28 protein-coding genes are annotated in these 26,269 nt (G+C 61.3%); 8 read left to right on the plus strand and 20 right to left on the minus strand.

Annotated elements, in window-relative coordinates:
* Positions 1-4 precede the first annotated feature (4 nt).
* The 15 genes from K9B32_RS10895 to sdhC form a co-directional block, all read right to left on the minus strand.
* On the minus strand, positions 5-643 hold the full coding sequence (locus tag K9B32_RS10895) for a LysE family translocator (protein ID WP_224561895.1): 639 nt from the start codon (positions 641-643) through the stop codon (positions 5-7).
* Positions 644-663: 20 nt separating this feature from the next.
* Complete coding sequence (locus tag K9B32_RS10900; protein ID WP_224561896.1) at positions 664-1,416, minus strand: SDR family oxidoreductase; 753 nt, start codon at positions 1,414-1,416, stop codon at positions 664-666.
* A complete protein-coding gene (locus K9B32_RS10905; RefSeq protein WP_411969699.1) occupies positions 1,413-1,964 on the minus strand; it encodes a hypothetical protein in 552 nt (183 codons plus the stop codon). The genes K9B32_RS10900 and K9B32_RS10905 overlap by 4 nt, the downstream gene beginning before the upstream one ends.
* Before the next feature lie 52 nt (positions 1,965-2,016).
* Positions 2,017-3,270, minus strand: a complete 1,254-nt coding sequence (gene odhB / locus K9B32_RS10910) for a 2-oxoglutarate dehydrogenase complex dihydrolipoyllysine-residue succinyltransferase (protein WP_224561897.1) — start codon at positions 3,268-3,270, stop codon at positions 2,017-2,019.
* Between the two features lie 29 nt (positions 3,271-3,299).
* Positions 3,300-3,617, minus strand: a complete 318-nt coding sequence (locus K9B32_RS10915) for a YciI family protein (RefSeq protein WP_224561898.1) — start codon at positions 3,615-3,617, stop codon at positions 3,300-3,302.
* Between the two features lie 11 nt (positions 3,618-3,628).
* Positions 3,629-6,613 carry a 2-oxoglutarate dehydrogenase E1 component gene (locus K9B32_RS10920; RefSeq protein WP_224561899.1) on the minus strand — a complete coding sequence of 995 codons (2,985 nt, stop codon included), beginning with the start codon at positions 6,611-6,613 and terminating at the stop codon, positions 3,629-3,631.
* Positions 6,614-6,774: 161 nt separating this feature from the next.
* The gene (gene sucD / locus K9B32_RS10925) at positions 6,775-7,680 is read right to left on the minus strand and encodes a succinate--CoA ligase subunit alpha (RefSeq protein ID WP_224561900.1); all 906 of its coding nucleotides are present in this window, start codon (positions 7,678-7,680) and stop codon (positions 6,775-6,777) included.
* A gap of 19 nt (positions 7,681-7,699) precedes the next feature.
* Entirely contained in the window at positions 7,700-8,893 is a 1,194-nt protein-coding gene (gene sucC / locus K9B32_RS10930) for an ADP-forming succinate--CoA ligase subunit beta (RefSeq protein WP_007796991.1), read from the minus strand.
* 39 nt (positions 8,894-8,932) lie between these two features.
* A complete protein-coding gene (mdh, locus tag K9B32_RS10935) occupies positions 8,933-9,895 on the minus strand; it encodes a malate dehydrogenase (RefSeq protein ID WP_224561901.1) in 963 nt (320 codons plus the stop codon).
* A 179-nt stretch (positions 9,896-10,074) separates the two neighbouring features.
* Positions 10,075-11,238 (minus strand): cell division protein ZapE, encoded by a 1,164-nt coding sequence (gene zapE / locus K9B32_RS10940; protein WP_224561902.1) that lies wholly within the window; start codon positions 11,236-11,238, stop codon positions 10,075-10,077.
* Between the two features lie 48 nt (positions 11,239-11,286).
* A complete protein-coding gene (locus tag K9B32_RS10945; protein WP_224561903.1) occupies positions 11,287-11,796 on the minus strand; it encodes a protease inhibitor Inh/omp19 family protein in 510 nt (169 codons plus the stop codon).
* Positions 11,797-12,019: 223 nt separating this feature from the next.
* Positions 12,020-12,799, minus strand: a complete 780-nt coding sequence (locus tag K9B32_RS10950; protein WP_164567863.1) for a succinate dehydrogenase iron-sulfur subunit — start codon at positions 12,797-12,799, stop codon at positions 12,020-12,022.
* Between the two features lie 12 nt (positions 12,800-12,811).
* Positions 12,812-14,653 carry a succinate dehydrogenase flavoprotein subunit gene (sdhA, locus tag K9B32_RS10955; protein WP_224561904.1) on the minus strand — a complete coding sequence of 614 codons (1,842 nt, stop codon included), beginning with the start codon at positions 14,651-14,653 and terminating at the stop codon, positions 12,812-12,814.
* Between the two features lie 7 nt (positions 14,654-14,660).
* Positions 14,661-15,041: a succinate dehydrogenase, hydrophobic membrane anchor protein gene (gene sdhD / locus K9B32_RS10960; RefSeq protein WP_224561905.1), complete on the minus strand. Its 381-nt coding sequence runs from the start codon at positions 15,039-15,041 to the stop codon at positions 14,661-14,663.
* Positions 15,042-15,052: 11 nt separating this feature from the next.
* Complete coding sequence (gene sdhC, locus K9B32_RS10965) at positions 15,053-15,448, minus strand: succinate dehydrogenase, cytochrome b556 subunit (protein WP_224561906.1); 396 nt, start codon at positions 15,446-15,448, stop codon at positions 15,053-15,055.
* Between the two features lie 312 nt (positions 15,449-15,760).
* On the opposite strand from sdhC, the gene K9B32_RS10970 reads away from it, so the two are divergent.
* Entirely contained in the window at positions 15,761-16,309 is a 549-nt protein-coding gene (locus K9B32_RS10970) for a hypothetical protein (RefSeq protein ID WP_224561907.1), read from the plus strand.
* Here the strand turns inward: K9B32_RS10970 and K9B32_RS10975 are convergent.
* The 5 genes from K9B32_RS10975 to tsaD are packed head-to-tail and all read right to left on the minus strand — an operon-like array spanning position 16,299 to position 19,769.
* Positions 16,299-16,946 (minus strand): class I SAM-dependent methyltransferase, encoded by a 648-nt coding sequence (locus tag K9B32_RS10975; protein ID WP_224561908.1) that lies wholly within the window; start codon positions 16,944-16,946, stop codon positions 16,299-16,301. The two genes, K9B32_RS10970 and K9B32_RS10975, sit on opposite strands and share 11 nt — an antisense overlap.
* Before the next feature lie 7 nt (positions 16,947-16,953).
* Positions 16,954-17,385: an EVE domain-containing protein gene (locus tag K9B32_RS10980; protein ID WP_007794193.1), complete on the minus strand. Its 432-nt coding sequence runs from the start codon at positions 17,383-17,385 to the stop codon at positions 16,954-16,956.
* A 2-nt stretch (positions 17,386-17,387) separates the two neighbouring features.
* Positions 17,388-17,681, minus strand: coding sequence for a YciI-like protein (locus K9B32_RS10985; protein ID WP_224561909.1), 294 nt, complete (start codon positions 17,679-17,681; stop codon positions 17,388-17,390).
* 10 nt (positions 17,682-17,691) lie between these two features.
* Entirely contained in the window at positions 17,692-18,675 is a 984-nt protein-coding gene (locus tag K9B32_RS10990; RefSeq protein WP_224561910.1) for an NAD(P)H-dependent glycerol-3-phosphate dehydrogenase, read from the minus strand.
* Positions 18,672-19,769 carry a tRNA (adenosine(37)-N6)-threonylcarbamoyltransferase complex transferase subunit TsaD gene (gene tsaD / locus K9B32_RS10995; protein WP_224561911.1) on the minus strand — a complete coding sequence of 366 codons (1,098 nt, stop codon included), beginning with the start codon at positions 19,767-19,769 and terminating at the stop codon, positions 18,672-18,674. The genes K9B32_RS10990 and tsaD overlap by 4 nt, the downstream gene beginning before the upstream one ends.
* 73 nt (positions 19,770-19,842) lie before the next feature.
* On the opposite strand from tsaD, the gene hemC reads away from it, so the two are divergent.
* From hemC to K9B32_RS11030, 7 genes are all read left to right on the plus strand, one after another.
* On the plus strand, positions 19,843-20,772 hold the full coding sequence (hemC, locus tag K9B32_RS11000; protein WP_224561912.1) for a hydroxymethylbilane synthase: 930 nt from the start codon (positions 19,843-19,845) through the stop codon (positions 20,770-20,772).
* Positions 20,773-20,779: 7 nt separating this feature from the next.
* Complete coding sequence (locus K9B32_RS11005; RefSeq protein ID WP_224562258.1) at positions 20,780-21,487, plus strand: uroporphyrinogen-III synthase; 708 nt, start codon at positions 20,780-20,782, stop codon at positions 21,485-21,487.
* Positions 21,488-21,575: 88 nt separating this feature from the next.
* Positions 21,576-22,796 carry a COG4223 family protein gene (locus K9B32_RS11010; RefSeq protein ID WP_224561913.1) on the plus strand — a complete coding sequence of 407 codons (1,221 nt, stop codon included), beginning with the start codon at positions 21,576-21,578 and terminating at the stop codon, positions 22,794-22,796.
* Positions 22,797-22,799: 3 nt separating this feature from the next.
* On the plus strand, positions 22,800-24,392 hold the full coding sequence (locus tag K9B32_RS11015; protein ID WP_224561914.1) for a heme biosynthesis protein HemY: 1,593 nt from the start codon (positions 22,800-22,802) through the stop codon (positions 24,390-24,392).
* A gap of 15 nt (positions 24,393-24,407) precedes the next feature.
* Positions 24,408-24,893 carry a TerB family tellurite resistance protein gene (locus K9B32_RS11020; RefSeq protein WP_007794220.1) on the plus strand — a complete coding sequence of 162 codons (486 nt, stop codon included), beginning with the start codon at positions 24,408-24,410 and terminating at the stop codon, positions 24,891-24,893.
* The gene (locus tag K9B32_RS11025; RefSeq protein ID WP_224561915.1) at positions 24,883-25,641 is read left to right on the plus strand and encodes a glutamine amidotransferase; all 759 of its coding nucleotides are present in this window, start codon (positions 24,883-24,885) and stop codon (positions 25,639-25,641) included. Before K9B32_RS11020 ends, K9B32_RS11025 begins: the two co-directional genes overlap by 11 nt.
* A gap of 139 nt (positions 25,642-25,780) precedes the next feature.
* Entirely contained in the window at positions 25,781-26,266 is a 486-nt protein-coding gene (locus tag K9B32_RS11030) for a RidA family protein (protein WP_007794225.1), read from the plus strand.
* Positions 26,267-26,269: the final 3 nt, after the last annotated feature.

A 26,269-nucleotide genomic window follows, 5' to 3' on the forward strand; every position in this document is an offset into this window, starting at 1 on the left:
TTGCTCAGTCAGCCGCGCGGGCGAGCGCGAGGCGGAAACCGAAGCCGACCAGTGCGGCGCCGGTGATGCGGTTGAACCATTTGCCACTTGCGATGAAGCGGTCGCGTATGGGCTTGACGGTGAAGAAGGTGGAGACGCCGGCGAACCAGGCGACGAGCGCTGTGGCCATGCCGATGCCGTAGCTGAACTGGATCAGTGCCGGGGTATCGTGATGCACCAGCGTCGAAAACAGCGACAGGAAGAAGAGCACCGGCTTCGGATTGAGCGCGTTGGTGATGAAGCCCATGCCGAGGCATTTCAGCGCCGAGATCGGCTTGCGGTCTTCCTCCGTCACCTCGATTTCATTCACGTTGAAACCCGGCTCGCGGAACGATCTGATGCCGAGGTAGACCAGATAGGCGACGCCGGCCCACTTGATCATGGCAAACAGCATCAGCGATTTGGAGACGATCAGGCCGAGGCCGAGGATCGTGTAGCTGATGTGAAACAGCAGGGAGAAACCCATGCCAAGGCCGGTCATGATAGCGGCACGACGGCCATGCACGATGCTCTGGCGCAGGATGACGGCAAAGTCGGCTCCCGGCACAACGATGAAGATTGAAAAGACGGCCATCAAGCCGAGAAATTCGAGAAGATATTGCATGAAAAAAAGGTCTCCGCGTCCTAACGGCCGCCGCTTACATTGAGTATGGCGCCCGTTATATAGGAAGCCGTCGGCGAAAGAAGGTAGAGGACCGCATCGGCGATTTCCTCCGCCGTACCGGGCCTCTGCATCGGGATGCTCGGCGCCAGGTCGCGCGCGCGGTTCGGCAGGCCGCCGGACGCATGAATGTCGGTATCGATGACGCCAGGACGGATGGCGTTCACACGCACGCCCTCGTTCGCCACTTCTCGTGACAGACCGATGGTGAAGGTATCGATCGCGGCCTTCGACGCGGCGTAATCGACATACTGCGTGGCCGAACCTAGAACCGCAGCCATCGACGAGATGTTGACGATTACGCCGCCTTTGCCGCCATGCTTCGACGACATGCGGCGGACGGCCTCGGCCGCGCAGAGAATCGAGCCGGTCACATTGATCCGCATCATCCGCTCAAGGCGTTCGACGCTCATCTCGTCGACGCGCTGCTGCGTATCGACGATGCCGGCATTGTTGACCAGTCCATCCAGCCGTCCGAAATGTCTGTCGACGGCCCGGAACATCAAAGTGATATCCTGCGCGCTGCCGACATCGCCCTTGATCGCGATAGCGTCGCCACCCTCAGCCTTGACTTCGGAGACAACAGTGTCGGCAGCAGCGCGGTTCGCGGCGTAGTTCACCGCGACGTTCCAGCCCTGACGGGCAGCAAGCCGGCAGACCGCAGCACCGATGCCCCGGCTGCCGCCGGTGACGAGAAGGACCGGTCGTTTTGTCATTTTGCGCACTCCTTGAATGCCAGGACGTCCCACGGCGCAACACTCGCCTTGTCGTTACCCCAGATCTGCGATTGGCGGATCGACGGACCGAGGCCTGGCAGAAAGACGCTGTCAGCGGCCGCCGCAGCTTCAGGCTGAAGGTTGTCGATCTCGCCCTTGGCATTTGCACCGTAGACTGTGCCCTGCCAGATTGTGCAGGCGTCAAGATCGGCGCCCGTCACGTCGCCGCCTGGGCATTTAAACATCAGGATACCGACGGCGCGCTCGGGATCGTCCGAGGGCATGACGTAGCCGTCGAGTTCGATCGAGGTTTTCAGCACTTTCAACGTGAACCGGTTGCTGGCAGCCGCCGCTCCCGAATCGATCGGCGTGAAGCGCAGCTCGTAGGCGCCATCCCGGTCGGCATAGACAGCGCTCGCCTGCCGGCAGTCGGAAGCGCCGACGGCGGCCGCAGGCAGCGCCAACAGAAACGCGAACGAAACCCCGACCCTGCCTTTGGCAAGGGGAGGCATGATCGTCATACGCCCTGTGGAAATTGCCAGCGACATCGCGCGCCCCCGCCGAGGTGAAAAGGGCCGCTCATGCGGCCCAGTCGATTGCTTAGAGATCGAGAACCAGACGTTCCGGATCTTCCAGGCTTTCCTTGACCCGAACGAGGAAGGTCACGGCTTCCTTACCGTCGACGATGCGGTGATCGTAGGAGAGCGCGAGATACATCATCGGACGGATGACGATCTGGCCGCCGACGACAACCGGACGGTCCTGGATCTTGTGCATACCGAGGATACCGGACTGCGGAGCATTCAGGATCGGCGAGGACATCAGCGAACCGTAAACGCCGCCGTTGGTGATCGTAAACGTGCCGCCCTGCATATCGGCCATCGAAAGCGAGCCGTCGCGAGCAGCCTTTGCCAGACGCGCCAGTTCCTTCTCGACTTCGGCAATCGACATCTGGTCAGCGTCACGGATAACAGGCACGACGAGACCCTTGTCCGTGCCGACGGCCATGCCGATGTGGCAGAAGTTCTTGTAGATGATGTCAGTGCCGTCGATCTCGGCGTTGACAGCCGGGAGTTCCTTCAGCGCATGCGTGATCGCCTTGGTGAAGAAGCCCATGAAGCCAAGCTTCACGCCATGCTTCTTTTCGAAGACGTCCTTGTACTTGGCGCGCAGATCCATGACGGCCTTCATGTCCACCTCGTTGTAGGTGGTGAGCATGGCGGCGGTGTTCTGTGCGTCCTTCAGGCGCTTGGCGATCGTCTGGCGCAGGCGCGTCATCTTCACGCGCTCTTCGCGAGCGGCGTCCTCGACCGTCGACGGGCCGCGGGCAGCCGCCGGAACGGCAGGGGCCGCAGTGGCCGCCGGGGCGGAGATGCCCTTGGCAACAGCGGCGATCACGTCGCCCTTCAGAACCTGGCCGCGTTTGCCGCTGCCGTCGACCTGATCGGCCGACAGGCTGTTCTCGGCAAGCATCTTCGCAGCAGCCGGTGCCGGCGGCATGGCGGATACGGAAGCCGCCGGCGAAGCAGCAGCGGCGACCAGTGCAGGTGCCGCGGCAGCGGGTTCGGCGGCCTTGGCAGGAGCGGCAGCAGGAGCCGGAGCAGCTGCAGCACCGGCGCCTGCGGCGATCTGGCCGAGCAGTGCGCCAAGACCGACGGTTTCGCCAGCCTGGGCAACGATTTCAGACAGCGTCCCCGAAGCGGGAGCCGGCACTTCGATGGTCACCTTGTCGGTTTCAAGCTCGAGAATCGGCTCGTCGGCGTTGATGGCGTCGCCGACCTTCTTGAACCAGGTACCGACGGTTGCCTCGCTGACGGATTCACCGAGAGTTGGAACGCGGATTTCTGTGGCCATTGTTCAAATCCTGATTTGCTTGTGTGCGTTTATTCGTTTCCGGCAACAGATGGCCGGAGAATGATCGAGGGCATTGGCAATATGTCAAAGCGAAAGCCGTAACCGGACTGGATGATCGGATCGGCATCGGCAAGCGCTTGCGCCGCCTTTTGATCCACTGCCGAAACGACTGCCATGCCCCAGGCTCCCTCACCTTCGAAGACGGGACCGACGGCAATCGCCGATCCCTCTTTTGCGTTTTGGTGCCAATAGGTGACATGGCGCTTCATCGCGGCCATTTCCTCCCCGGTCGCATCATGCGGAAAACGGAGACGAGGCGGCACAAGTCTGAGGAAGAAATATGCCATCGCCCGATCCCTTAGCCGCCCAGCGCATCCTCGAGGAATGCGGCGAGCTGCGACAGATGCTTGGACATCAGACCCGTTGCCGGCGAAGCGGCGGCCGGGCGACCGGTGTAGCGGACGCGCTGGTACTTCGCATCGATATGGGCGAGCACCCATTCCAGATACGGGTCGATGAACGACCATGCGCCCATGTTCTTCGGCTCTTCCTGGCACCAGACCATCTCTGCGTTCCGGAAGCGGCTGAGCTCGTTGATGAGCGCCTTTGCCGGGAACGGATAGAGCTGTTCGACGCGCAGCAGGTAGATGTCGTCGATGCCACGCTTTTCCCGCTCTTCCAGAAGGTCGTAATAGACCTTGCCGGTGCACATGACGACGCGGCGGATCTTGTTGTCCTTCTGCAGCTTGATCGGGCCGTCCTTGATGACCTCCGCATCGTCCCAGAGCAGGCGATGGAAGGAGGACTCGCCGGCGAGTTCGGCAAGGCTGGAAACAGCCCGCTTGTGGCGCAGCAGCGACTTCGGCGTCATCAAAACGAGCGGCTTGCGGAAGTCACGCTTCAGCTGCCGGCGCAGGATGTGGAAGTAGTTCGCCGGCGTCGTGACGTTGGCGACCTGCATGTTGTCTTCAGCGCAGAGCTGCAGGAAGCGCTCGAGGCGGGCCGAAGAGTGCTCCGGGCCCTGACCTTCGTAGCCATGCGGCAATAGGCAGACGAGACCGGACATGCGCAGCCACTTGCGTTCGCCCGACGAGATGAACTGGTCGAAGACGACCTGCGCGCCGTTGGCGAAGTCACCGAACTGGGCTTCCCAAAGGGTCAGCGCGTTCGGACGAGCCAGCGAATAGCCGTATTCGAAGCCGAGCACCGCTTCTTCCGAGAGCATCGAGTTGATGACTTCATAACGGGCCTGGTTGGGCGACAGGTTCGCAAGCGGAATAAAGCGCTCTTCGGTCTCCTGATCGTAGAGAACCGAATGACGTTGCGAGAACGTGCCGCGTTCGCAATCCTGACCGGAGAGACGGATCTTGTGGCCTTCGACCACCAGCGAACCGAAGGCAAGCGCCTCAGCCATCGCCCAGTCGAGGTTCTCACCCGTCTGGATCATGTTGGCGCGGTTTTCCATGAAGCGCTGGATCGTGCGGTGCGCACGGAAGCCTTCCGGAATTTCCGACAGCTTGCGGCCGATGTCCTTGAGCGTCTTCATCGGAACGGCGGTCTTGCCGCGGCGTTGCTCGTCGGCATTGTCAGCCGTGCGCAGGCCCGACCACTCGCCGTCCAGCCAGTCGGCCTTGTTCGGCTTGTAGCTTTGGCCGGCGTCGAATTCCTGCTCGAGATGCGCGCGCCAATCGGCCTTCATCCTCTCGACTTCGCCGTCGCTGACGAGACCCTCGGCAACAAGGCGGTCCGCATAGATCTGCAGCACGGTCTTGTGAGCGCGGATGACCTTGTACATCTTCGGCTGCGTGAAGGACGGCTCGTCGCCTTCGTTGTGGCCGTAGCGACGGTAGCAGAACATGTCGACGACGACAGGCTTGTGGAACTTCATGCGAAATTCCATGGCAATCTTGGCCGCGTAGACAACCGCTTCCGGATCGTCGCCGTTGACGTGGAAGATCGGCGCCTCGATCATCTTGGCGACATCGGACGGATAGGGCGACGAACGCGAGAAGGCCGGATTGGTGGTGAAGCCGATCTGGTTGTTGATGATGACGTGCATCGTGCCGGCAACGCGGTGACCGCGCAGGCCGGACAGGCCGAGGATTTCTGCAATCACGCCCTGGCCGGCAAAAGCCGCGTCGCCGTGGATCAGCAGCGGCAGAACCTTTGCGCGCTCGGAAAGCGGAATGGTGTCGCCTTCCCAGACGGTAGCGCCCATATCCTGCTTGGCGCGGGCCTTGCCCATGACGACAGGGTCGACGATTTCGAGGTGCGACGGGTTGGCCGTCAGTGACACGTGAACCTTGTTGCCGTCGAACTCACGGTCTGAGGACGCCCCGAGGTGATATTTCACGTCGCCCGAACCTTCGACTTCATCAGGTGCGTAGGAACCGCCCTTGAACTCGTGGAAGATGGCGCGGTGCGGCTTGCCCATGACCTGTGAGAGCACATTCAAGCGGCCGCGGTGAGCCATGCCGAACACGGCTTCGCGAAGGCCGAGATGGCCGCCGCGCTTTAAGATCTGCTCGAGCGCCGGGACAAGCGATTCACCGCCATCGAGACCGAAGCGCTTGGTGCCCTTGAACTTCACGTCGAGGAACTGCTCGTAGCCTTCGGCTTCGACCAGCTTGGCGAGGATTGCCTTCTTGCCTTCCGGTGTGAAGGCAACGCCCTTGTCCGGGCCTTCGATGCGCTCCTGAATCCAGGCCTTCTCTTCCGGATTGGAGATGTGCATGAATTCGACGCCGAGGGTCGAGCAGTAGGTGCGCTCGAGAATCTCGATCATCTCGGGCAGGGTGGCGTATTCGAGGCCGAGAACGTTGTCGATGAAGATCTTGCGGGAATAGTCGGCCTCGGTGAAGCCGTAAGCTACGGGCGACAGTTCCTTGTAGTCTTCAACAGGCGCGGCGATCCCGAGCGGATCGAGCTTGGCATGCAGGTGACCGCGCATGCGGTAGGCGCGGATCATCATGATGGCACGGACGGAATCGCGCGTTGCCTGCAGGATATCGGCGCCATCGGTCGGCTTGCCGGCGGCTTCCGCCTTGCCCTTGACCTTGGTCTCGATGATCTTTTCAACAGTGCCCCAATCACCGTCGAGCGCCGAAACGAGGTCGCTCTTGGGCTGCAGAGGCCAATCCTTCTTGCGCCAGGATGCACCCTTGGCCGCCTTCTTCACATCTTCCGGATTGTCTTCCAGCGCCTTAAAGAAAGACCGCCATTCCTCGCCGACCGAGTTCGGGTCTTCCTCATAGCGCGCATAGAGCTGCTCGATATACGAAGCATTGGCGCCATCCAGGAACGAGGTAATCTGAAACTGCTCGTTGGCTTCTTGCCGTGCCATGGTTACATGCGGACGCTTTCGTCCGCCTCCTGACTTGTGAATCCGCCGGATACTCGACCGGCTTGCCGCATCTGTCGTTGGCCGCCTGTCCGCGGCTCATTTCATTTCGAAGTCGAGATCCGGGCAGACAGTAACAACCGCTGCCCGGGTTATAGATTGGATTAGCCCTTTACGACTTCAACCAGCGTCTTACCGAGACGAGCCGGGGACGGCGATACCTTGATCCCGGCCGATTCCATGGCCGCGATCTTCGATTCCGCATCGCCCTTGCCACCGGACACGACAGCACCGGCGTGGCCCATTGTACGGCCCTTGGGAGCCGTACGGCCAGCGATGAAACCGGCCATCGGCTTTTTGCGGCCCTTCTTGGCTTCGTCGATCAGGAACTGTGCCGCGTCTTCTTCAGCCGAGCCGCCGATTTCGCCGATCATGATGATCGACTGGGTGGCTTCGTCTGCGAGGAACATTTCCAGGACGTCGATGAACTCGGTGCCCTTGACCGGATCGCCGCCGATGCCGACGGCCGTCGTCTGGCCGAGGCCTTCGTTCGAGGTTTGGAACACCGCTTCGTAGGTCAGCGTGCCCGAGCGGGAAACGATACCGACCGAACCCTTGCGGAAGATCGAGCCCGGCATGATGCCGATCTTGCATTCTTCCGGCGTCAGGATGCCCGGGCAGTTGGGCCCAAGCAGTCGCGACTTGGATCGGTCGAGGCGAGCCTTGACGCGGACCATGTCCATGACAGGGATGCCTTCGGTGATGCAGGTGATGAACGGGATCTCGGCTTCGATCGCCTCGATGATCGCGTCGGCGGCGCCTGCCGGCGGAACGTAGATCACGGTCGCGTCGGCGCCAGTCTTTTCCTTGGCTTCGGCAACGGTCGCGAAGATCGGCAGCGAGGTGCCATCGACGCCCGACGACCACGATTCGCCGCCCTTTTTCGGATGAATACCGCCGACCATCTTGGTGCCGTAGTAGGCGAGCGCCTGTTCGGTATGGAAGGTGCCGGTCTTGCCGGTCAGGCCCTGAACGAGAACCTTCGTGTCTTTGTTGACGAGAATAGACATTCTTTCCGGTCCTTCCAGATTAGGCTTTGATCGCCGCGACGATCTTCTTCGCCGCATCGTCAAGGTCGTCGGCCGCGGTGATCGCCAGGCCTGACTCGTTGAGGATCTTCTTGCCAAGCTCGACATTGGTGCCTTCGAGGCGGACGACGAGCGGAACCTTAAGACCGACTTCCTGAACAGCCGCGACAACACCTTCGGCGATGACGTCACAGCGCATGATGCCGCCGAAGATGTTAACGAGGATGCCCTCGACCTTCGGGTCGGCGGTAATGATCTTGAAGGCCGCAGCGACCTTCTCCTTGCCGGCGCCACCGCCGACGTCGCAGAAGTTCGCCGGCTCCTTGCCATAGAGCTTGATGATGTCCATCGTCGCCATCGCAAGACCGGCGCCGTTGACCATGCAGCCGATATTGCCATCGAGGGCGACATAGGCGAGGTCCCACTTCGAGGCCTCGATTTCCTTGGCGTCTTCTTCGGTCTCGTCGCGCAGCGCCTTGACGTCGTCATGGCGGAACAGCGCATTGCCGTCGAACGACATCTTGGCGTCGAGAACGCGCAGGTGGCCGTCCTTCATGACGATCAGCGGGTTGACTTCAAGCAGAGCCATGTCCTTTTCGCCGAACGCCTTGTAGAGCGCCGGGAACAGCGCCTTTGCGTCTTCGGCGGCGGCGCCGTCGAGCTGCAGCGCCTTGGAGATCGCAGCAACATCGGCAGCCGTGACACCGGCTTCCGGATCGATCGCAATCGTGTGGATCTTTTCAGGCGTGTCGTGAGCGACGGCCTCGATGTCCATGCCGCCTTCCGTCGAGACGACGAAGGCAACGCGGCCCACCGAACGATCGACCAGCAGCGAGCAATAGAGCTCGCGAGCGATGTCGGCGCCGTCTTCGATGTAGAGGCGGTTGACCTGCTTGCCAGCTTCACCTGTCTGCGCCGTCACCAGCGTATTGCCGAGCATTTCCTTGGCGTGGGCAACGACTTCGTCGATCGACTTGGCGAGACGAACGCCGCCCTTCGCGTCAGGGCCGAGTTCCTTGAACTTGCCCTTACCGCGGCCGCCGGCGTGAATCTGGCTCTTGACCACGTAAAGCGGGCCGGGGAGCGACTTGGCGGCAGCTTCGGCCTCCTCGACCTTGAGGATCGCCACGCCTTGCGCGACCGGCGCGCCATAGCCCTTCAGCAGGGCCTTGGCCTGATATTCATGAATATTCATGGGTCTATTCCTGTTTGGATGACGTCAGCGCGTGGTCTATTACTTGAGCGCAGGCGCGATGTTGATGCAGGCTTCGCATAGGCCGGCGACAGCGCCGACAGACTTGTCGAAGGCTTCCTTCTCGGCCTTGTTCAGGTCGATCTCGATGATGCGCTCGACACCGCCGGCACCAATGACCGTGGGAACGCCGACATACATGTCCTTGACGCCGTACTGGCCGGTCAGCTGAGCCGCGCAAGGCAGGACGCGCTTCTTGTCCTTGAGGTAGGATTCAGCCATTTCGATCGCGGAAGCAGCCGGCGCGTAGTAGGCCGAGCCAGTCTTCAGCAGGCCGACGATTTCGGCTCCGCCATCGCGGGTGCGCTGGATGATTTCTTCCAAACGCTCCTTGGTGACCCAACCCATCGTGACAAGGTCGGTCAGCGGAATACCTGCGACCGTGGAGTAACGAGCGAGCGGTACCATGGTGTCGCCGTGGCCGCCTAGAACGAATGCCGTGACGTCCTGGACGGAAACGTTGAATTCCTGGGAGAGGAACAGGCGGAAGCGCGAGCTGTCGAGCACGCCGGCCATGCCGACGACCTTGTTGGCCGGGAGGCCGGAGAACTTCTGCAGCGCCCAGACCATCGCGTCGAGCGGGTTGGTGATGCAGATAACGAAAGCGTTCGGGGCGTACTTCTTGATGCCGGCGCCGACCTGTTCCATGACCTTGAGGTTGATGCCGAGAAGATCGTCGCGGCTCATGCCCGGCTTGCGGGCGACGCCGGCGGTGACGATGCAGACGTCCGCGCCTTCGATCGCGGAGTAGTCGCTGGCGCCCGTCAGGTTGGCGTCGAAGCCCTCGACCGGAGAGGACTGAGCAATGTCGAGGCCCTTACCCTGAGGAATGCCGTCGGCGATATCGAAGAGAACGATGTCACCCAGTTCCTTCAGGCCGGCGAGATGCGCCAGCGTGCCACCAATCATGCCAGAACCAATGAGTGCGATCTTGTTACGCGCCATTTCGCTGTTTCCTTTGCGATCAAAATTCGTCAGGCGACGCGCGGAGGGGGCATCGCCCAATGCCGCCATCGCATAGCCCCAAAGCCAAAAAATGGCAAACGATTATTTTTGAGCGAGGAATTTCAATCGTTTAGATCATAAAATTCTTACGTAAACGTAATATAAATTGTCACCAAAGCTTACTCGGCAGCCCGTCGCTCATGGTGCAATGCGAGATACTCGGCGCTGCGCATTTCGAAAAGACGCGAGACAGTGCGGTCGAATTCAAAGCCCTCGGTACCACGCGCTTGTGTCATCAAACTTTCAGGCATCGCTGCTGCGGAGACATAGAGCCGCACCGCATGATCGTAAAGCGTATCGATCAAGATGATGAAGCGCTTGATCTGATTCCGTTTGTCGGGCCCCAGCAATGGCACGTGTTCGAGGAAGATCGCATCGAAACGCTCGGAAATCGCGAGAAAGTCAGCCGGACCGAGCGGTTTTTCGCAAAGGTCGGCAAAGGAGAAGCGCGCGATGCGATCGACCGCGAGGGGAACGTGGATCGAGCGCCCTTTCATCGGAATTTCGAGCGGTTGCGCCTTTCGCCCATGCAGTGCCTGCGTCCAAGACGCTTCCATCGCCATGTCCGTGCGCTCGTCGATGGGCGTCAGGTAGACCGGCTGACTGTCGAGCTTCTCCATCCGGTAATCGGTAGGCGAGTCCAGGGTCACGATCTCGACGTTCTGCTTCAGAAGGTCGACGAAGGGCAGGAACAGGCTTCGATTGAGGCCGTCCTTATAGAGATTGTCGGGCTCGACATTCGAGGTCGCGACCAGCAGGCATCCGCGCCGGAAAAGTTCGGAGAAAAGCCGCGACAGGATCATCGCATCGGCAATGTCCGTCACGGTAAACTCATCGAAGCAAAGCAGTTCGGCTTCGTCATAGAGAGCGGCGGCGACGACCGGAATGGGATCGGCTTGCTTCGTCTCGCCTTGCTTCAGCTTCAGGCGGTGCGCCGCAATGCGGTTGTGCGCGTCGGTCATGAATTCATGGAAATGCGCGCGCCGCTTCTTCGCGCAGGGTGCCATCGCGAAAAACATATCCATCAGCATCGTCTTGCCGCGGCCGACGCTGCCGTGAATGTAGAGCCCCTTGACGGATTCCGACGGCTTCTTCTTGTTGGCGAACAACCAGCCGAGAGCGCTCGCCTTTGCCGCCGGCCGCCTCTGCTTCAGCGCCGACAGAACCCGGTCCAGACATTTCGCCACATGCATCTGGGCTGAATCGATTTGAAGCGCGCCCGAAGCCGTCAGCGACTTCAACTGTTCGCTGACGCTCAGGGAATAGTCTGGCATGGGTTGCATAAAGGAGGTCCGCCTATGCAGGATCGGCGGCCTTCGCCGCCTGATCTTTTAACGGCTGAGGCTGATCGGCTGCCCGGTATTGGTCTGGCCGCTGAAGGCGTTGTCGGCGGTCTTGTAGACACTGCCGATCTGGTTGCCGCTGCGGTCCTTCAAGAGAACCTGCTTGCCCGAGACTTCCCAAGAGCCCATCGCCGTCAGCTCTCCGACGCAGCCGCGCGTACCGCCGCGCGAGCCGCTGCCAAGATTGGTCAACGTCAGGAACATGTCGCAGGACCCGTTGACGCGCCAGCTGCCGACCATCGATTCCTTTGTGACATCCATCGCATTCGCAGCCATCGCGCCGGGCTGGCCGCCGGCGACAGGCGCCGTGGTCGACGGAGCAGCAGGGAACTGGGAAGAGCCGGAAGGCGGCGGAAGCTGCCCGCCCTGAACCGACGGAACCGGCTGCGCCGTGAGCGGCGCCGGGGCAGAATAGCTTGCATCATTGTATGCGGTGCGCTGGCAGCCAGCTAACGACAGAATAACCACGAGACCTGTCGCCATATGTCTGAACTGCATCATGATACTCCTGATTTTTCCAGTATTGTCCTGAAGTTGCCGCGCAATCACGGCGGAATTATCTTGAAAGGCTGTATTGAATCAAGCCAGCGCGAGGAGAAATTGTGTCGATGTGGGAGCAACGCCCTAAACCCGAGACAAATTTGGCGCAATTTCGAGCAAATCAAGGCTTTGTGATCGGATAAAGAAAAGGGCCGCATCTGCGGCCCTCTTGCTGGGTCAATCAGACGCGGCGCTCGACCATCATCTTCTTGATCTCGGCGATCGCCTTGGCCGGGTTGAGACCCTTCGGGCAGGTCTGCGCGCAGTTCATGATCGTGTGGCAGCGATAGAGCCGGAACGGATCCTCGAGATTGTCGAGGCGCTCGCCAGTCGCCTCGTCGCGGGAATCGATGAGCCAGCGATAGGCCTGCAACAGGACGGCCGGACCGAGATAACGGTCGCCATTCCACCAGTAGCTCGGACAGGAGGTCGAGCAGCAGGCGCAGAGGATGCACTCGTAGAGACCGTCGAGCTTCTGGCGATCCTCGTGGCTCTGCTTCCACTCTTTCGCCGGCGTCGGCGAAACCGTCTTCAGCCACGGCTCGATCGAACGATGCTGGGCGTAGAAGTTGGTGAGATCAGGAACGAGGTCCTTGACCACGGGCAGATGCGGCAGCGGATAGATCTTCACCGCACCCTTGATGTCGTCGAGACCTTTGGTGCAGGCCAGCGTATTCGTGCCGTCGATGTTCATCGCGCAGGAACCGCAAATGCCTTCACGACAGGAACGGCGCAGCGTCAACGTCGGGTCGATCTTGTTCTTGATGTAGAGCAGACCGTCGAGCACCATCGGCCCGCAATCGTCGACATCAATGTAGAAGGTGTCGATCGACGGGTTCTGCCCGTCATCCGGGCTCCAGCGGTAGACGCGGAATTCGCGGGTGTTCTTCGCACCCGCCGGCTTCGGCCACACCTTGCCTTCGCGCATCTGGGAGTTCTTGGGAAGAGCTAATTCGACCATGTCCAGTTCCTCTTAGTACACGCGAGCCTTGGGAGCGATCTTCTTGGGATCGATGCCCTCTGCGATGAGCTCGGTGTGAACCGGGCGGTAGTCGAGCTTGACGTCGCCGGCGTCGTTGACCCAGGAAAGCGTATGCTTGCGCCAGTTGACGTCGTCGCGGCCGGCAAATGCGCCTTCGGTGTAATCTTCGCGCGCATGCGAGCCGCGGCTCTCCTTGCGTGCCTCGGCGCCATAGATCGTCGTAATGGCATTGGCCATCAGGTTCTGTAGCTCGAGCGTCTCGACGAGGTCGGAATTCCAGATCATCGAGCGGTCAGTGACCTTAATGTCACGCATTTCCTGCCAGATGGCCGAGATGCGCTTACAGCCGGATTCCAGCGATTCCTGCGTGCGGAACACGGCAGCGTCTTCCTGCATGGCGCGCTGCATCTTCTCGCGCAGCACCGCCGTCGGCGTGCCGCCGCTGGCGTGACGCAGGCCGTCGAAGCGATCCATGATCTTGTCGCAGGCGGCGACGTTGAGATGCGGGATCGGGGCCGCACGATCAATGACCTCGCCGGCGCGGATCGCGGCAGCGCGGCCGAAGACCACGAGGTCGATCAGCGAGTTGGAGCCAAGGCGGTTGGCGCCGTGCACCGAAGCGCAACCGGCTTCACCGACGGCCATCAGGCCGGGGATGATGCGTTCCGGATTGGCGCTGTCGGCGTTCAGCACTTCGCCCCAATAGTTGGTTGGAATGCCGCCCATATTGTAGTGGACCGTCGGCAGGACCGGGATCGGCTCGCGCGTTACATCGACGCCGGCAAAGATCTTGGCGCTCTCGGAAATCCCCGGCAGGCGCTCATGCAGAACGGCTGGGTCAAGATGGTCGAGATGCAGGAAAATGTGGTCCTTGGCTTTGCCGACGCCGCGGCCTTCGCGGATTTCCAGCGTCATGCAACGCGAAACGACGTCACGCGAGGCAAGGTCCTTGGCTGAAGGCGCATAGCGTTCCATGAAGCGTTCGCCCTCGGAGTTGACGAGGTAGCCGCCTTCGCCGCGTGCGCCTTCGGTGATCAGACAGCCCGAACCATAGATGCCGGTCGGGTGGAACTGCACGAATTCCATGTCCTGCAGCGGCAGGCCGGCGCGTGCCACCATGCCGCCGCCGTCGCCGGTGCAGGTATGGGCGGAGGTTGCCGAGAAATAGGCGCGGCCGTAACCGCCGGTCGCCAGCACCACCATCTTGGCGGCGAAGCGATGGATCGTGCCGTCGTCAAGGCACCAGGCAACGACGCCGGTGCAGCGGCTGCCGTCTTCCGACATGATCAGGTCGAGCGCGAAATACTCGATGAAGAATTCGGCGTTGTTGCGCAGCGACTGGCCGTAGAGCGTGTGCAGGATGGCGTGGCCGGTACGGTCGGCAACGGCACAGGTGCGCTGCACCGGCGGGCCTTCACCGAAGTTCTGCATGTGGCCGCCGAACGGCCGCTGGTAGATCTTGCCTTCCTCGTTGCGCGAGAACGGAACGCCGTAGTGCTCCAGCTCATAGACCGCCTTCGGCGCTTCCATGGTCAGATACTGCATGGCGTCCACGTCGCCGAGCCAGTCGGAGCCCTTGACGGTGTCGTAGAGGTGCCACTGCCAGCTGTCAGGCGTCATGTTCTGCAGCGAGGCGGCGATGCCGCCCTGGGCCGCGACCGTGTGCGAGCGGGTCGGAAATACCTTGGTGATGCAGGCCGTGCGGAAACCCTGTTCGGCCATGCCGAGCGTGGCGCGAAGCCCGGCGCCACCGGCGCCGACGACGATCACGTCATAGGAGTGATCGACATATTTGTAGGCCTTGCCATTCTGGGCGGGTGAAGTCGGTGCCATGATACGGTTATCCTACGAATGCAATTTTCAGAATGGCGAAGAGACAGAGCCCCGCCATCAGGATCGAAAAGAAGGTGTTCAACATCAGCAGGCCGATCTTGGCGAATTCGCCATGTACGTAATCCTCGATGATCACCTGCATGCCGAGCCGCATATGAATGGTGCCGGAGACGACCATCAGACCCATGACGACCGCAACAAGCGGGTTCGACAAGGCGTGAACCACGTCTGCGTAAGGCTCGCCTGCGTGAACGATCATGAAAATGATGAAGAAGAGGAAGAGCGGCACATTGGCGACCGCCGTGACGCGCTGGCGCCAGAAATGATCGGTTCCTTCCTTGGCCGAGCCAAGGCCGCGAACCTTACCCAGAGGGGTGCGCATATCCATGAGAACAACCTTCAGAAGCGAATGAGGAAGCCGATCACCCAGACCACCACGGTCAGACAGAGCGATATGACGATCGAAGCCTGAGCCATCTTGGTCGAGACTTCTTTATCGAAGCCGTAGCCGAGATCCCAGACGAAGTGGCGCAAGCCGCCGACCATGTGGTGCAGCAGTGCCCAGGTATAGCCGAGCAGCACAAGCTTGCCGACGATGCTGCTGAGGATCCAGTTCACCCACTCATAGTAGGCTTGACCGGTTGCGGCCGCGATCAGCCACCAGGCGACCAGCAGCGTGCCGACATAAAGTGCGCCACCAGTGATACGGTGGACGATCGACATAACCATCGTGGGGTTTGGTTTGTAAATTTGCAAATGCGGCGACAGGGGCCGGTTATTTGTGACATTCGCCATCAGAACCTCGCGGCGTCTTCTCTGCGCTCCCGGATTTCGGAGCATTCAAGGCAACCACACGAATGACAAATTTGTTTGTGTGCGTCGCATCAATGGCGACGTTTAATCACGGAAGCCCCTAACGACAAGTATAATTGCACCCCCAATTTAATTTAATCGATTTGCGTCTCTGGGTGGCGCGAACTGTGCTTGACGACCCGGCCGGTGCTCGACGCAAGCGGCATGCCGCGACGTCTTCTGGACAACCGACGACTTTTGGCGCATTTTGCTGTTAACGCTTTGTTAACCATTTCATTTTCGGAGATCCGCGTGATGCTGAAGACTATCTCCACGCTCGTTTCACTTGTCGCCGCTGCTTTGATCGCGCTACCGACCTCGGCGGGCGATTTCGGCAAGAATTCGTTCTCTCGCCACGGTGGAAAGGGATTCATCAGGCATCATGCGCCCACCATCGTCGGCCGACCCTTTCGTGGATGGAACGATGGACGCATCCGTTTCTCAGATGGATATGGTCGGTTCGGCTATCGCCACGGCCGAACGCCTCTGATCAAGCGCGCTTCATGGCCGAATGGTGGCTACAATGGTTATCGCGGCTATGGCGGAGGTTATGGCGGCTACGGTGGACGCAACGTCATCGTCCTCGTTGCGCCACAGCTGGGCGGCGGAAACGCAAGCGGCACCTATGCCGGATCGTCCTACGTGTATGACAACGACGGCGGAACTTATGCGGTCGGCAGCGGCTACGGCTTTCCAGCGAAAACGCAAACCACGACCCTCGCACCAATGGCCAAGGTCATCAACGTCACGGCGAAAAGCAGCAGCTGCTCTTACGAGGCAGGCGTCTGCGTTATCAGACCGTGAAACGCCAGACAGTTGTTTTCTTCACCTCGCTATCCTCAAGCGCTCGTGTAACCGGCACCTGATAGACTGCGCAGAAATCCAGGCGGTCCTTGGGAAGATAGCTGCGACCCGGATCGCCGACGAGGACCGTAATGCCTTGGCGGCTGAGAGCTTCGAACCACGGAACGATCGCGGTGGCAAAGCCGCTGTCATAGAAGACATCACCGGCGAGCAGAATGTCGGCCTCGACCTTGCCGCCGATCAGATCAGCAGCAGTGAAATCGACCTCGACCGCGTTCAGGCCGGCGTTCAGCCGCACGGCGGTTTCGGTCCACGGATCGATGTCGGCGGCAACGACCTTGGCCGCGCCCGCCATCTTTGCTGCAATCGCCACCAGGCCGGAACCTGTGGCGAAGTCGAGAACGCGCTTGCCGGCAACGATATCAGGATGGTCGAGTATGTAGCGCGCCAGTCCCTGACCGCCCGCCCAGGCAAACGCCCAGAAGGGCGGTGGCAAGCCGATTTCCGCAAGCTCCTCTTCGGTCTTCAGCCACAACTCATGCGCCTCGTCTGCCAGGTGCAGTCGAATTTCCGGCACATGCGGCGGCGTCATCGGGCTGGTATTGGCGCGGATGAAGATCTCGGAATCGGTTCTCAAAGGCGGCTCAACGCGGCGGATTGTCGAGACCACCCAGCCGGCAGATCTCCAGATACTCCTCATCCGTCACCGGCTGGACCGAAAGCCGCATGGAGGTGACGAGCGACATCTTGGCGAACTTCTCGTTGGCCTTGATGTCTTTGAGCGAGACCGGCTTGGGGATATCGCAGACAGCGCGAATATCCACGCAATCCCAGCGGTCGTCGCCTTTTGCCGTCGAGTCCGGATGAGACAGAGCGCAGACTTCGACGATACCGACGATCTCGAGACCTTCGTTGGAGTGATAGAAGAAGCCCTTGTCACCCAGCTGCATCGCCCGCATGTTGTTGCGGGCGAGATAGTTGCGGACACCGGTCCATTCGGTGCCCTTCTCGCCGGCCGCCTTTTGCTGCTCCCAGGACCAGGAAGCAGGTTCGGATTTGTAAAGCCAGTGCGCCACGCTCATGCCTCCGGATTATTGAAGACCCAGTTGAAGGGCTTGATGTCGACGCTCTCGAAAAGTCCGGCCTTTGCGTAGGGATCGCTGTCCGCCAGGGCCTTGGCCGCTTCGATTGTGTCGGCATGAATGATAACGAGGCTGCCGCAGGGCTTGCCCTCGCCGTCGAGAAACGGTCCAGCCATCTTCAAAACGCCTTCAGCATTGAGCTTGTTGAGATGTTCCACGTGGGCGGGCCGTGCCTCCATGCGCACATTGAGGTGATCGGGCTTATCCGTGCAGAGGAAAGCAAAAAGCATATCGGAACTCCTATTCAGTCGTAATTGGACGCGTCATGAGCTGATCGATGGCTTCGGCAATACCGAGCTTGCCTTCGATGATAGCGGAAACGGCATCGGTGATCGGCATGCTGACATTCAGCGACTGCGCCAGACGCGATGCAACAGCGGCCGCAAAGGCGCCTTCAACGAGCTCGCCGTGGGCGGGATCGACGCTCTCGCCGCGACCGAGCGCGATGCCGAAGCGTAGGTTACGCGATTGATGGCTGGTCGCTGTCAGCACCAGATCGCCGAGGCCGGACAACCCGCGCACCGTATCCGCCTGCCCGCCTTTGGCAACGACGAAACGGGACATTTCGGCAAGCCCGCGTGCAATCAGTGCCGCGCGCGCCGAGTCGCCAATGCCGGCTCCCTCGACGATACCACAGGCGATCGCCAGGACGTTCTTCAGCGCTCCGCCGAGCTGCACGCCGATCCGGTCAGACGATGCATAAAGCCGGAACGTCCGTCCGGAAATGGCATGGGCCAGCCTTTCGGCAACGTCCATATCCGCTGCCGCGATCGCCATGGCCGTCGGCAATCCTTTCGCGATATCGGCCGCAAAGCCGGGTCCAGACAGGACAGCGATCGCGTGACCCGGTATTTCGCGCTCCAGCACGTCAGTCAGCAGATTGCCTGTTGCCCTCTCGATGCCCTTGGCACAGGTGACAACGATGGCATCGCTTCCGAGATAGGGCCGGTACTGCCTCGCCGCATCCGCCTGCGCCTGTGAAGGCATCGCGAAGAGCACCATGTCGGCATCGCCGATCGCATCTGGTTCGGCGGAAAAGGCAAGGGACTCCGGCAACGCGATGCCCGGCAAGACCGCATCGTGCAAACGCTCGGCCTTCAGGTCCGCGATCAATTCAGGATCCCGACCGACGAGTGTCACCGCGTTGCGATCCGTCAGGGCGATTACCGCGGCAAGTGCGGTTCCAAAAGCACCGGCTCCGATGACGGCAATCTTCTCGCTCATGCTTTCGCTCCCCGCTTGCCGAAGCCAAGCAATGTCTCGGCGTTGGAATCGAGCGGCCAGCGCGAGCGCGGCTGCACATCGAGATCATCCGGTTCGACGCCTGTCGCCATCCGCTCCAAGCCAGCCCAGGCAATCATCACGGCGTTATCGGTGCACAGCCGCAGCGGCGGCGCGACGAAACGAAAGCCATGCTTGCCGCAAAGCGACTGCAGGGTACTGCGAACCTCCAGATTGGCAGCGACCCCGCCAGCAACCACGAGGGCCGGCCCGCCGTCGACATCTGAGAATTCAGCCTTGAAGCGTTCCAACCCACGGCCGATGCGATCCTTCAGCGTCCGCGAGATCGCCTTCTGGAATGAGGCGCAGATGTCGGCGACATCCTGCTCCGTCAACGGCGCGATTTCTGTCGCCGCCTGGCGCACCGCCGTCTTCAGACCGGAAAACGAGAAATTGAGCTTGGCCTCTCCCACCAAAGGTCGCGGAAAATTGAAGCGATCCGGGTTACCACTCTTGGCCGCGCGCTCGACCGCCGGACCGCCGGGATAAGGCAGGCTCAGCAGTTTCGCCGTCTTGTCGAAGGCTTCGCCGAGCGCGTCGTCGATCGTCGTGCCCCAGCGTTCATATTGCCCGACACCGCGGACAAGAATAAGCTGGGTATGGCCGCCCGAAACGAGCAGCATCAGATAAGGAAAGGCAAGCCCGTCCGTCAGCCGCGCCGTCAATGCATGCCCCTCGAGATGGTTGACGGCATAGAGCGGTTTTCCGGATGCTTTGGCGATCGCCTTTCCGGTCATGAGGCCGACGAGCAGACCGCCGATGAGGCCGGGCCCCGAGGTTGCCGCGATGGCATCGATATCCGAGAGCGACACATTGGCACGTTTCAAGGCTTCGTCGATCAGCGTATCGAGGGCTTCGACATGGGCGCGCGCGGCGATCTCCGGCACGACGCCGCCATAGGCGCTGTGCTCCTCGAGTTGGCTCAAGACGACGTCCGAACGCACCGTCGGCTGCCCGTCAAGAGCTCGCTCGACCACTGCCGCCGCGGTTTCGTCGCAGCTTGTTTCGATGCCGAGGATGCGTAGAAAGGGCGCCATGAAACCTGATCGTTGATTGCGATGGGTCTTAAACCTGTTTACGAGGAACTCCGGTAACAACGGATCAATGCGGATGCAAACAAAACCTTTCCGGATCGGCACTCGAGGCAGCCCGCTGGCGCTCGCCCAGGCTCACGAAGCACGTGACAGGCTGATGGCGGCGCATGGGCTGCCGGAAGAGATGTTCGAAATCGTTGTGCTGAGCACCAAAGGCGATCGCATCACCGACCGCTCGCTGGCCGAGATCGGCGGCAAGGGCCTCTTCACGGAAGAGCTGGAGCAGCAGCTTGCGAGCGGCGACCTCGACATCGCCGTGCATTCCGCCAAGGACATGCCGACGCGGCTTCCCGAAGGGCTCTGTCTTTCCACCTACCTGCCCCGCGAAGATGTCCGCGACGCGGTGATCGGACGCACGGCGCCGAAACTGATCGACCTACCCCACGGCGCGACCGTCGGCTCTTCGTCGCTTCGCCGACAGGCGTTGATCCGTCGCCTGCGCCCCGACATCAACGTTATTACCTTTCGTGGACTTGTCGATACACGGTTGCGAAAGCTGCAGGAGGGCCAGGTCGATGCGACGCTGCTTGCGCTTGCCGGATTGAAGCGCCTCGGCAAGGTCGACGTGATAACAGATATCCTCGCCGTGGAAACCTTTCCGCCCGCGCCGGCACAGGGGGCGATCTGCATCGAAAGCCGGATCGGCGACGCCCGCATCGATGACCTGCTTGGACCCATCAATGATGCGGCAACCTTCGATGCGGTTTCCTGCGAGAGAGCGTTTCTGGCCGCCTTGGACGGCTCGTGCCGCACGCCGATCGGCGGCTATGCCATCTGTGAAGGCGATCAAGTCCGCTTCTCCGGCTTGATCATCACGCCGGACGGTCGCAATCAGCATGCCGTCAGCGTCGATGGCCACCGGCGCGATGCTGCTGCATTGGGCACGCGGGCCGGGCAGGAAATCCGCGCACGCGCCGGCAGCAGCTTCTTCGATGACTGGAGTTGATGTCCCGATGCGCGTGCTCGTGACCCGTCCTCAGCATTCGGGCGAGCGCACCGCCAAGCGTCTTCGCGAGCTGGGACACGAACCGATATTGCTGCCCCTGTCGCAGCCGGTTCACGATGGCGATGCGGCGTTGCATTACCTGGAGACGACCGAAGGCAGCATTGCGATGACCAGTGCGGAAACGATCAGGGCGCTCGCAACGCGTAGCGCCGAGATCGCGGTGCACCTTACGCGGCCGGTTTTTGCAGTCGGGGATGCGACGGCCGAGGAAGCGCGGGCGATCGGTTTCGTTTCAGTCACGGCATCCGGCGGCAGCGGCAACGAGCTCGCCGAGACAATCGGAGAAAGGGCAAACGGCCCCGTTCTCTATCTGGCGGGCCTACCAAGAGCCGGGACCTTCGAGAAGCGAGCGCGCGAAATCGGCCTGGAGATCACTGTCGCGGAATGTTACCGGATGGAGCCGACACGGATCGCACCGCAGACGCTGCAAACGATCTTTGCACCCCAACGGCCGGATGCGATCCTCTTCTACTCGCGCCAGACAGCCGAAGACTTCTTCCGCACGATCAAGGCGCATATGAGTCCCGACGGGCTAGCTGGAATGCGCTTTCTCTGCCTCAGCAAATCCGTAGCAGAGGCAGTCCCCGCGCCGCTGCAGAGCGCCACAAGCATTGCGAGGATGCCGGAAGAGCGCAGCCTTTTGTCGCTCCTTTGAACGCTTGCTCGCCCAAATTTTATCTAACCTCTTTCCTTGACTGGCATCACTGACTACTTTCGTTGCATTGCATAAATATGAGGATCTCATGGCACCAGGAAATCCGCCTCGCCACTCGAAGAGCACCGAAGAGCCGGTCACTATCGATCTGGACGCGCAGGAATTTGCTTCTGCCAAGGATGCCGAAACGAAAGCCGAGGAGCCGACCGATGAACCGGACGCGAGCCCCTCAGATGAACCCGCAGCGCAGGCCGAAACGCCCAATGAGCCGCCGCCTCATGAAGCGCCAACAGCTGCTGAGCCCGTGGCTAATGAGCCGGTTCCCCCGGCGCCGCCCGCCTCGCAGCGGGGCAGCACGTCGTCCTTGGTCGCCGCCGGTATTGTTGGTGGTCTGATAGCATTGGTCGGCGCCGGGGCCATTCAATATGCCGGCTACCTGCCCAGCCCGTCCGCTCCCGCTGTACCATCTACCGATGTCACCAATCTCTCCGCCGAAATCGACGGGCTGAAGCAATCGGTCGCCAATCTCGCCGCCGCCCCCTCCACATCAGATAACAGTGCGCTGGAGCAGCGCATTGCGGCATTGGAAGCGACCGCCAAGAACCCGCCCGCTGCTGCCACCGACACGCCGGCAGTCGATGCTCTCAATCAGAAAATTGTCGACTTGACCGGCCAGATTGACCAATTGCGTGGCACCGTCACTCAGGCATCGGAACAAAAAACCTCCGACAGCGCCGAAATGGAGCAACGTCTGGCTGAAGCGGAAAAGAAGCTCAATGAACCGCGGCAGGATGTCGCCGTCGCCAAGGCGATCGCGGCCGCCGCGCTGAAGGCGGCGATCGATCGCGGCGGGCCGTTCGTTGCCGAACTCGACACGTTTGCCGCCGTCTCCCCTGATGATCCCGCTACCACAGATCTGCGCAATTTCGCGGAGACCGGCGTTCCCTCGCGTGCCGAGCTGGTCCGCCAGGTACCGGACGTCGCAACGGCTATCGTCGATTCCGTCAATCAGGCCGACTCCAACCAGAGTTGGTCCGACCGATTGATGGCGAGTGCCAAATCGTTGGTGAAGGTTCGTCCCGTCGGCAATATCGAGGGCGAGAGCGTAGAGGCGATCGCCGCACGCATGGAGGACAAGGTGAAGAACGGCGACCTGCAGGGCGCCGCATCCGAATGGGCCAATCTGCCGGCACAGGCGAAACAGGCATCCGCCGCCTTCAAACAATCGCTGGAAGCTCGCATCCGTGTCGAAGATCTGGTGGGCAGCGCCTTGTCCAAGGCCGTTTCCAACGCCGGCAAGGAGGGCTGAGGCATGGTCAGGCTCGTCATATTTGCCCTCCTCGTCCTGGCACTCGGCTACGGATTTTCCTGGCTGGCCGATCGCCCGGGCGATCTTTCGCTGATCTGGGAAGGACAGCTCTACCAGACCCGGCTGATCGTTGCGGCAAGCGCCCTGATCGCACTCATTGCGGCCGTGATGGTCCTGTGGTGGTTGCTGCGAACGCTCTGGATGTCGCCCTATTCCGTCACCCGGTATTTTCGTGCCCGCAAGCGCGATCGCGGCTATCAGGCACTATCAACAGGCCTGATAGCCGCGGGTGCCGGCAATGCGCTGATGGCGCGCAAGATGGCCGCACGCTCCCGCGGTCTGATTCGCGCCGATCAGGAGCCGCTGATCGCTCTCCTCGAGGCACAGGCAGCGCTGATCGAGGGTCGCCACGACGAAGCCCGCGCCAAGTTCGAAGCGATGACCAACGATCCCGAGACCCGCGAACTCGGGCTGCGCGGACTGTATCTGGAAGCCAAGCGGCTCGGCGCCAATGAGGCAGCGCGCCAGTATGCGGAAAAGGCTGCCGACAACGCGCCCTACTTGCCTTGGGCTGCCCAGGCAACGCTCGAGTATCGCAGCCAGGCAGGCCGCTGGGATGATGCGATGCGGCTGCTGGAGCAGCAAAAGGCAGGCCGCGTCATCGAAAGGGCCGAGGCTGACCGGCTTCGCGCCGTGCTGTTGACCGCCCGCGCCACCGAAAAACTAGAAAACGATCCAGCGGGCGCGCGCGACGACGCCACGCATGCGCTCAAGCTCGCCGCCGACTTCGAGCCTGCCGCAATTATCGCCGCGAAGGCTCTGTTCCGCGAAGACAAGCTGCGCAAGGCGGCGTCCATCCTCGAGCAGGCGTGGAAGTCCGCGCCGCACCCGGACATCGGCCGCACCTATGTTCGCGCCCGCAGCGGCGACTCTGCCGCTGACCGCCTGAAGCGCGCCGAGCGCCTGGAGGGGATGCGGCCAAACAACGTCGAATCCTTGCTTCTCGTGGCGCAGACCGCTCTTGACACCCAGGACTTTGCCAAAGCCCGCGCCAAGGCGGAAGCCGCTGCCCGCATCGAGCCACGCGAAGCCGCCTTCCTGCTGCTCGCGGATATCGAGGAGGCTGAAACCGGCGATCAGGGTCGTATTCGCCATTGGCTTGCGCAGGCCCTTAAGGCGCCGCGCGATCCGGCGTGGGTGGCGGATGGCTTTGTTTCCGACAAATGGCTACCACTCTCACCCGTCACGGGTCGACTGGATGCCTTTGTCTGGAAGGCGCCTTTCGACCATGTGGACAAAGCGGTCGATGAAAGCACGACGATCTCCATCGACAGCGCGCTGAAAACGCTGCCGCCTGTGCGCGAAGCTCGCTCCGAAAGCCTGGCCAGCGATCACCGTATCATCGAACTCGAGCGGGCTGCCACGATAGCCGAGGCGGCGCGTCCATCTCCGAAACCGCCGGCACCAAGCAAGCAGGCGGCAGAAGCTGCAACTTCACCCGAACCGCGCCCCTTCTTTGGTGGCCTGCCGGACGATCCCGGCGTTCGCAATCCAGCGGCGGAGCCAGAACCCAAGACACGGCTTCGCCTTTTCTAGACAAACAGGACCTAAATGTTCGAACGCTTCCAGGAATTCTTTCAGAATCTGACTTCCGACAATGCAAAGAAAGGCTTCGCCCCCGATGATCCGCGCATCGCTGTGGCCGCGCTCTGCATGCAGGTCATGGAGGCCGACGGTCAGGTCAAGGACAGTGAGACGAAGCGACTTCGCAAGCTGCTGAAAGACCAGTATGGGCTAGACCGCAAGCAGCTCGATGCGCTGATGGCCGCCGGTCAGGAGGCAGAGAGCGATGCCGTCGACTACTACCGCTTCACCTCGGATCTCAAGCGCCACCTCAACACGGAACAGCGGCTCGAACTAATCGGAGTCCTCTGGGACATTGTCTATGCCGATGGCGAGCGCAGCGAAATGGAGGATGACGCGATCTGGCGGATCGCCGAACTTCTCGGCGTTTCCGCGCGTGAGCGGATCCAGAAGCGGCAGGAGGCAGCACGACGGGTCACGGATACCGAGGTGGTACAGGACGATGCCGACTGACCGCTTACCCGAGCACATCCAACCTCCGGTTCTGATTGTTCTGCATCAGGAACGCTCGAGCCCTGGCCGGGTTGGTCAGCTGCTGGTCGAGAAGGGGTATCGGCTCGATATCCGGCGCCCGGCTCTCGGCGACAAGCTTCCCTCCACGCTTGCCGGGCACACAGGAGCCGTTGTCTTCGGTGGACCAATGAGCGCCAACGATACGGATGATTTCGTCAAGACGGAGATCAACTGGCTCGATGTGCCGCTGAGGGAGAAGCGCCCGCTGCTCGGCATCTGCCTTGGCGCACAGATGCTGGTCAGGCAACTCGGCGGCAAGGTTCAGGCGAACGCCGATGGCTCCACCGAGATCGGTTGGTATCCGCTACGCCCCACCGAGAAAGGCCGACGGCTGATGCACTGGCCGAGGATGGTTTATCACTTTCACCGCGAAGGATTCGACCTGCCGCACGGCGCGGAGCTGCTGGCGGAGGGAGACACCTATCCCAATCAGGCCTTTCGCTACGGCGGCCATGCCTGGGGTCTGCAGTTCCACGCAGAGCTGACGCGCGCCATGATGCACCGCTGGGTGGTTCACGGCGCCCATCGCTTCATTCTTCCGAACGCACAGCAGGGTCGTGAACATCTGGAAGGACGAATGCTCTTCGACGCGCCGCTGAAAGCATGGCTGAACGAGTTCCTTGACATCGTTTTCGAAGGCAAGGCGACCAAGTCCGTCGCGACATCCAAGGCCGCCCTTCCCGCTTAGCAGCGTGCGCCCCGCACCGCGTCGTGCTAGAATCCAGTCTGGCGATATTCACCAGCAACAATGCCTTCCGATCCAGGATCAGATCTTGGAAATCTCCGTGCCCGAGCAATGACCAGCAAGCTATCTCCGGAGGAATTCCATGGCTAACTACGAGCAGAGACTTGCCGCGATGGGATTGGTTCTACCACAGCCCCTGAAACTGCCTTCCAACATGGTCCTTCCGTTTCCGTGGGTGAACGTGCGCGGCAATCGCGCGTTCGTCTCAGGCCATGGTCCGCAGAATACCGATGGTACGCCCGCCGGTCCGTTCGGAGCCGTTGGCGAAAACATCTCCATTGAGGAGGCTAAGGCATCCGCTCGGAAAGTAGCTCTTTCGATGTTGGGCAGCCTGAAGCGGGAGTTGGGCAGCCTTGATCGTATTTCCGGCTGGTGCCGCGTGTTCGGTATGGTGAATTGCGCGCCGCGCTTTGCCAATCCGCCCGCCGTAATCAATGGCTTCACCGAGCTGATCATCGAGGTGTTCGGACCGGAGGTGGGCAGTCACTCCCGATCCGCGATCGGCGTTGCCGGGCTGCCGCTAAACTTTCCGGTCGAAATCGAAGCAGAGCTCATCGTCTCGACCTGAAGG

The organism is Rhizobium sp. 3T7 (assembly GCF_020166565.1).
Lineage (GTDB): Bacteria > Pseudomonadota > Alphaproteobacteria > Rhizobiales > Rhizobiaceae > Rhizobium.

Coding starts and splice junctions, on each gene's coding strand:
- zapE (WP_224561902.1), bottom strand. CDS start 11,238: ATGCAACCCATGCCAGACTATTCCCTGAGCGTCAGCGAACAGTTGAAG.
- odhB (WP_224561897.1), bottom strand. CDS start 3,270: ATGGCCACAGAAATCCGCGTTCCAACTCTCGGTGAATCCGTCAGCGAG.
- sdhC (WP_224561906.1), bottom strand. CDS start 15,448: ATGGCGAATGTCACAAATAACCGGCCCCTGTCGCCGCATTTGCAAATT.
- K9B32_RS10895 (WP_224561895.1), bottom strand. CDS start 643: ATGCAATATCTTCTCGAATTTCTCGGCTTGATGGCCGTCTTTTCAATC.
- K9B32_RS11015 (WP_224561914.1), top strand. CDS start 22,800: ATGGTCAGGCTCGTCATATTTGCCCTCCTCGTCCTGGCACTCGGCTAC.
- K9B32_RS11030 (WP_007794225.1), top strand. CDS start 25,781: ATGGCTAACTACGAGCAGAGACTTGCCGCGATGGGATTGGTTCTACCA.
- K9B32_RS11010 (WP_224561913.1), top strand. CDS start 21,576: ATGGCACCAGGAAATCCGCCTCGCCACTCGAAGAGCACCGAAGAGCCG.
- tsaD (WP_224561911.1), bottom strand. CDS start 19,769: ATGGCGCCCTTTCTACGCATCCTCGGCATCGAAACAAGCTGCGACGAA.
- mdh (WP_224561901.1), bottom strand. CDS start 9,895: ATGGCGCGTAACAAGATCGCACTCATTGGTTCTGGCATGATTGGTGGC.
- sucD (WP_224561900.1), bottom strand. CDS start 7,680: ATGTCTATTCTCGTCAACAAAGACACGAAGGTTCTCGTTCAGGGCCTG.
- K9B32_RS10990 (WP_224561910.1), bottom strand. CDS start 18,675: ATGAGCGAGAAGATTGCCGTCATCGGAGCCGGTGCTTTTGGAACCGCA.
- K9B32_RS11005 (WP_224562258.1), top strand. CDS start 20,780: ATGCGCGTGCTCGTGACCCGTCCTCAGCATTCGGGCGAGCGCACCGCC.
- sdhA (WP_224561904.1), bottom strand. CDS start 14,653: ATGGCACCGACTTCACCCGCCCAGAATGGCAAGGCCTACAAATATGTC.
- K9B32_RS11020 (WP_007794220.1), top strand. CDS start 24,408: ATGTTCGAACGCTTCCAGGAATTCTTTCAGAATCTGACTTCCGACAAT.
- K9B32_RS10905 (WP_411969699.1), bottom strand. CDS start 1,964: ATGTCGCTGGCAATTTCCACAGGGCGTATGACGATCATGCCTCCCCTT.
- K9B32_RS10950 (WP_164567863.1), bottom strand. CDS start 12,799: ATGGTCGAATTAGCTCTTCCCAAGAACTCCCAGATGCGCGAAGGCAAG.
- hemC (WP_224561912.1), top strand. CDS start 19,843: ATGCAAACAAAACCTTTCCGGATCGGCACTCGAGGCAGCCCGCTGGCG.
- K9B32_RS10920 (WP_224561899.1), bottom strand. CDS start 6,613: ATGGCACGGCAAGAAGCCAACGAGCAGTTTCAGATTACCTCGTTCCTG.
- K9B32_RS10970 (WP_224561907.1), top strand. CDS start 15,761: ATGCTGAAGACTATCTCCACGCTCGTTTCACTTGTCGCCGCTGCTTTG.
- K9B32_RS10945 (WP_224561903.1), bottom strand. CDS start 11,796: ATGCAGTTCAGACATATGGCGACAGGTCTCGTGGTTATTCTGTCGTTA.
- K9B32_RS10900 (WP_224561896.1), bottom strand. CDS start 1,416: ATGACAAAACGACCGGTCCTTCTCGTCACCGGCGGCAGCCGGGGCATC.
- K9B32_RS11025 (WP_224561915.1), top strand. CDS start 24,883: ATGCCGACTGACCGCTTACCCGAGCACATCCAACCTCCGGTTCTGATT.
- sdhD (WP_224561905.1), bottom strand. CDS start 15,041: ATGGATATGCGCACCCCTCTGGGTAAGGTTCGCGGCCTTGGCTCGGCC.
- sucC (WP_007796991.1), bottom strand. CDS start 8,893: ATGAATATTCATGAATATCAGGCCAAGGCCCTGCTGAAGGGCTATGGC.
- K9B32_RS10915 (WP_224561898.1), bottom strand. CDS start 3,617: ATGGCATATTTCTTCCTCAGACTTGTGCCGCCTCGTCTCCGTTTTCCG.
- K9B32_RS10985 (WP_224561909.1), bottom strand. CDS start 17,681: ATGCTTTTTGCTTTCCTCTGCACGGATAAGCCCGATCACCTCAATGTG.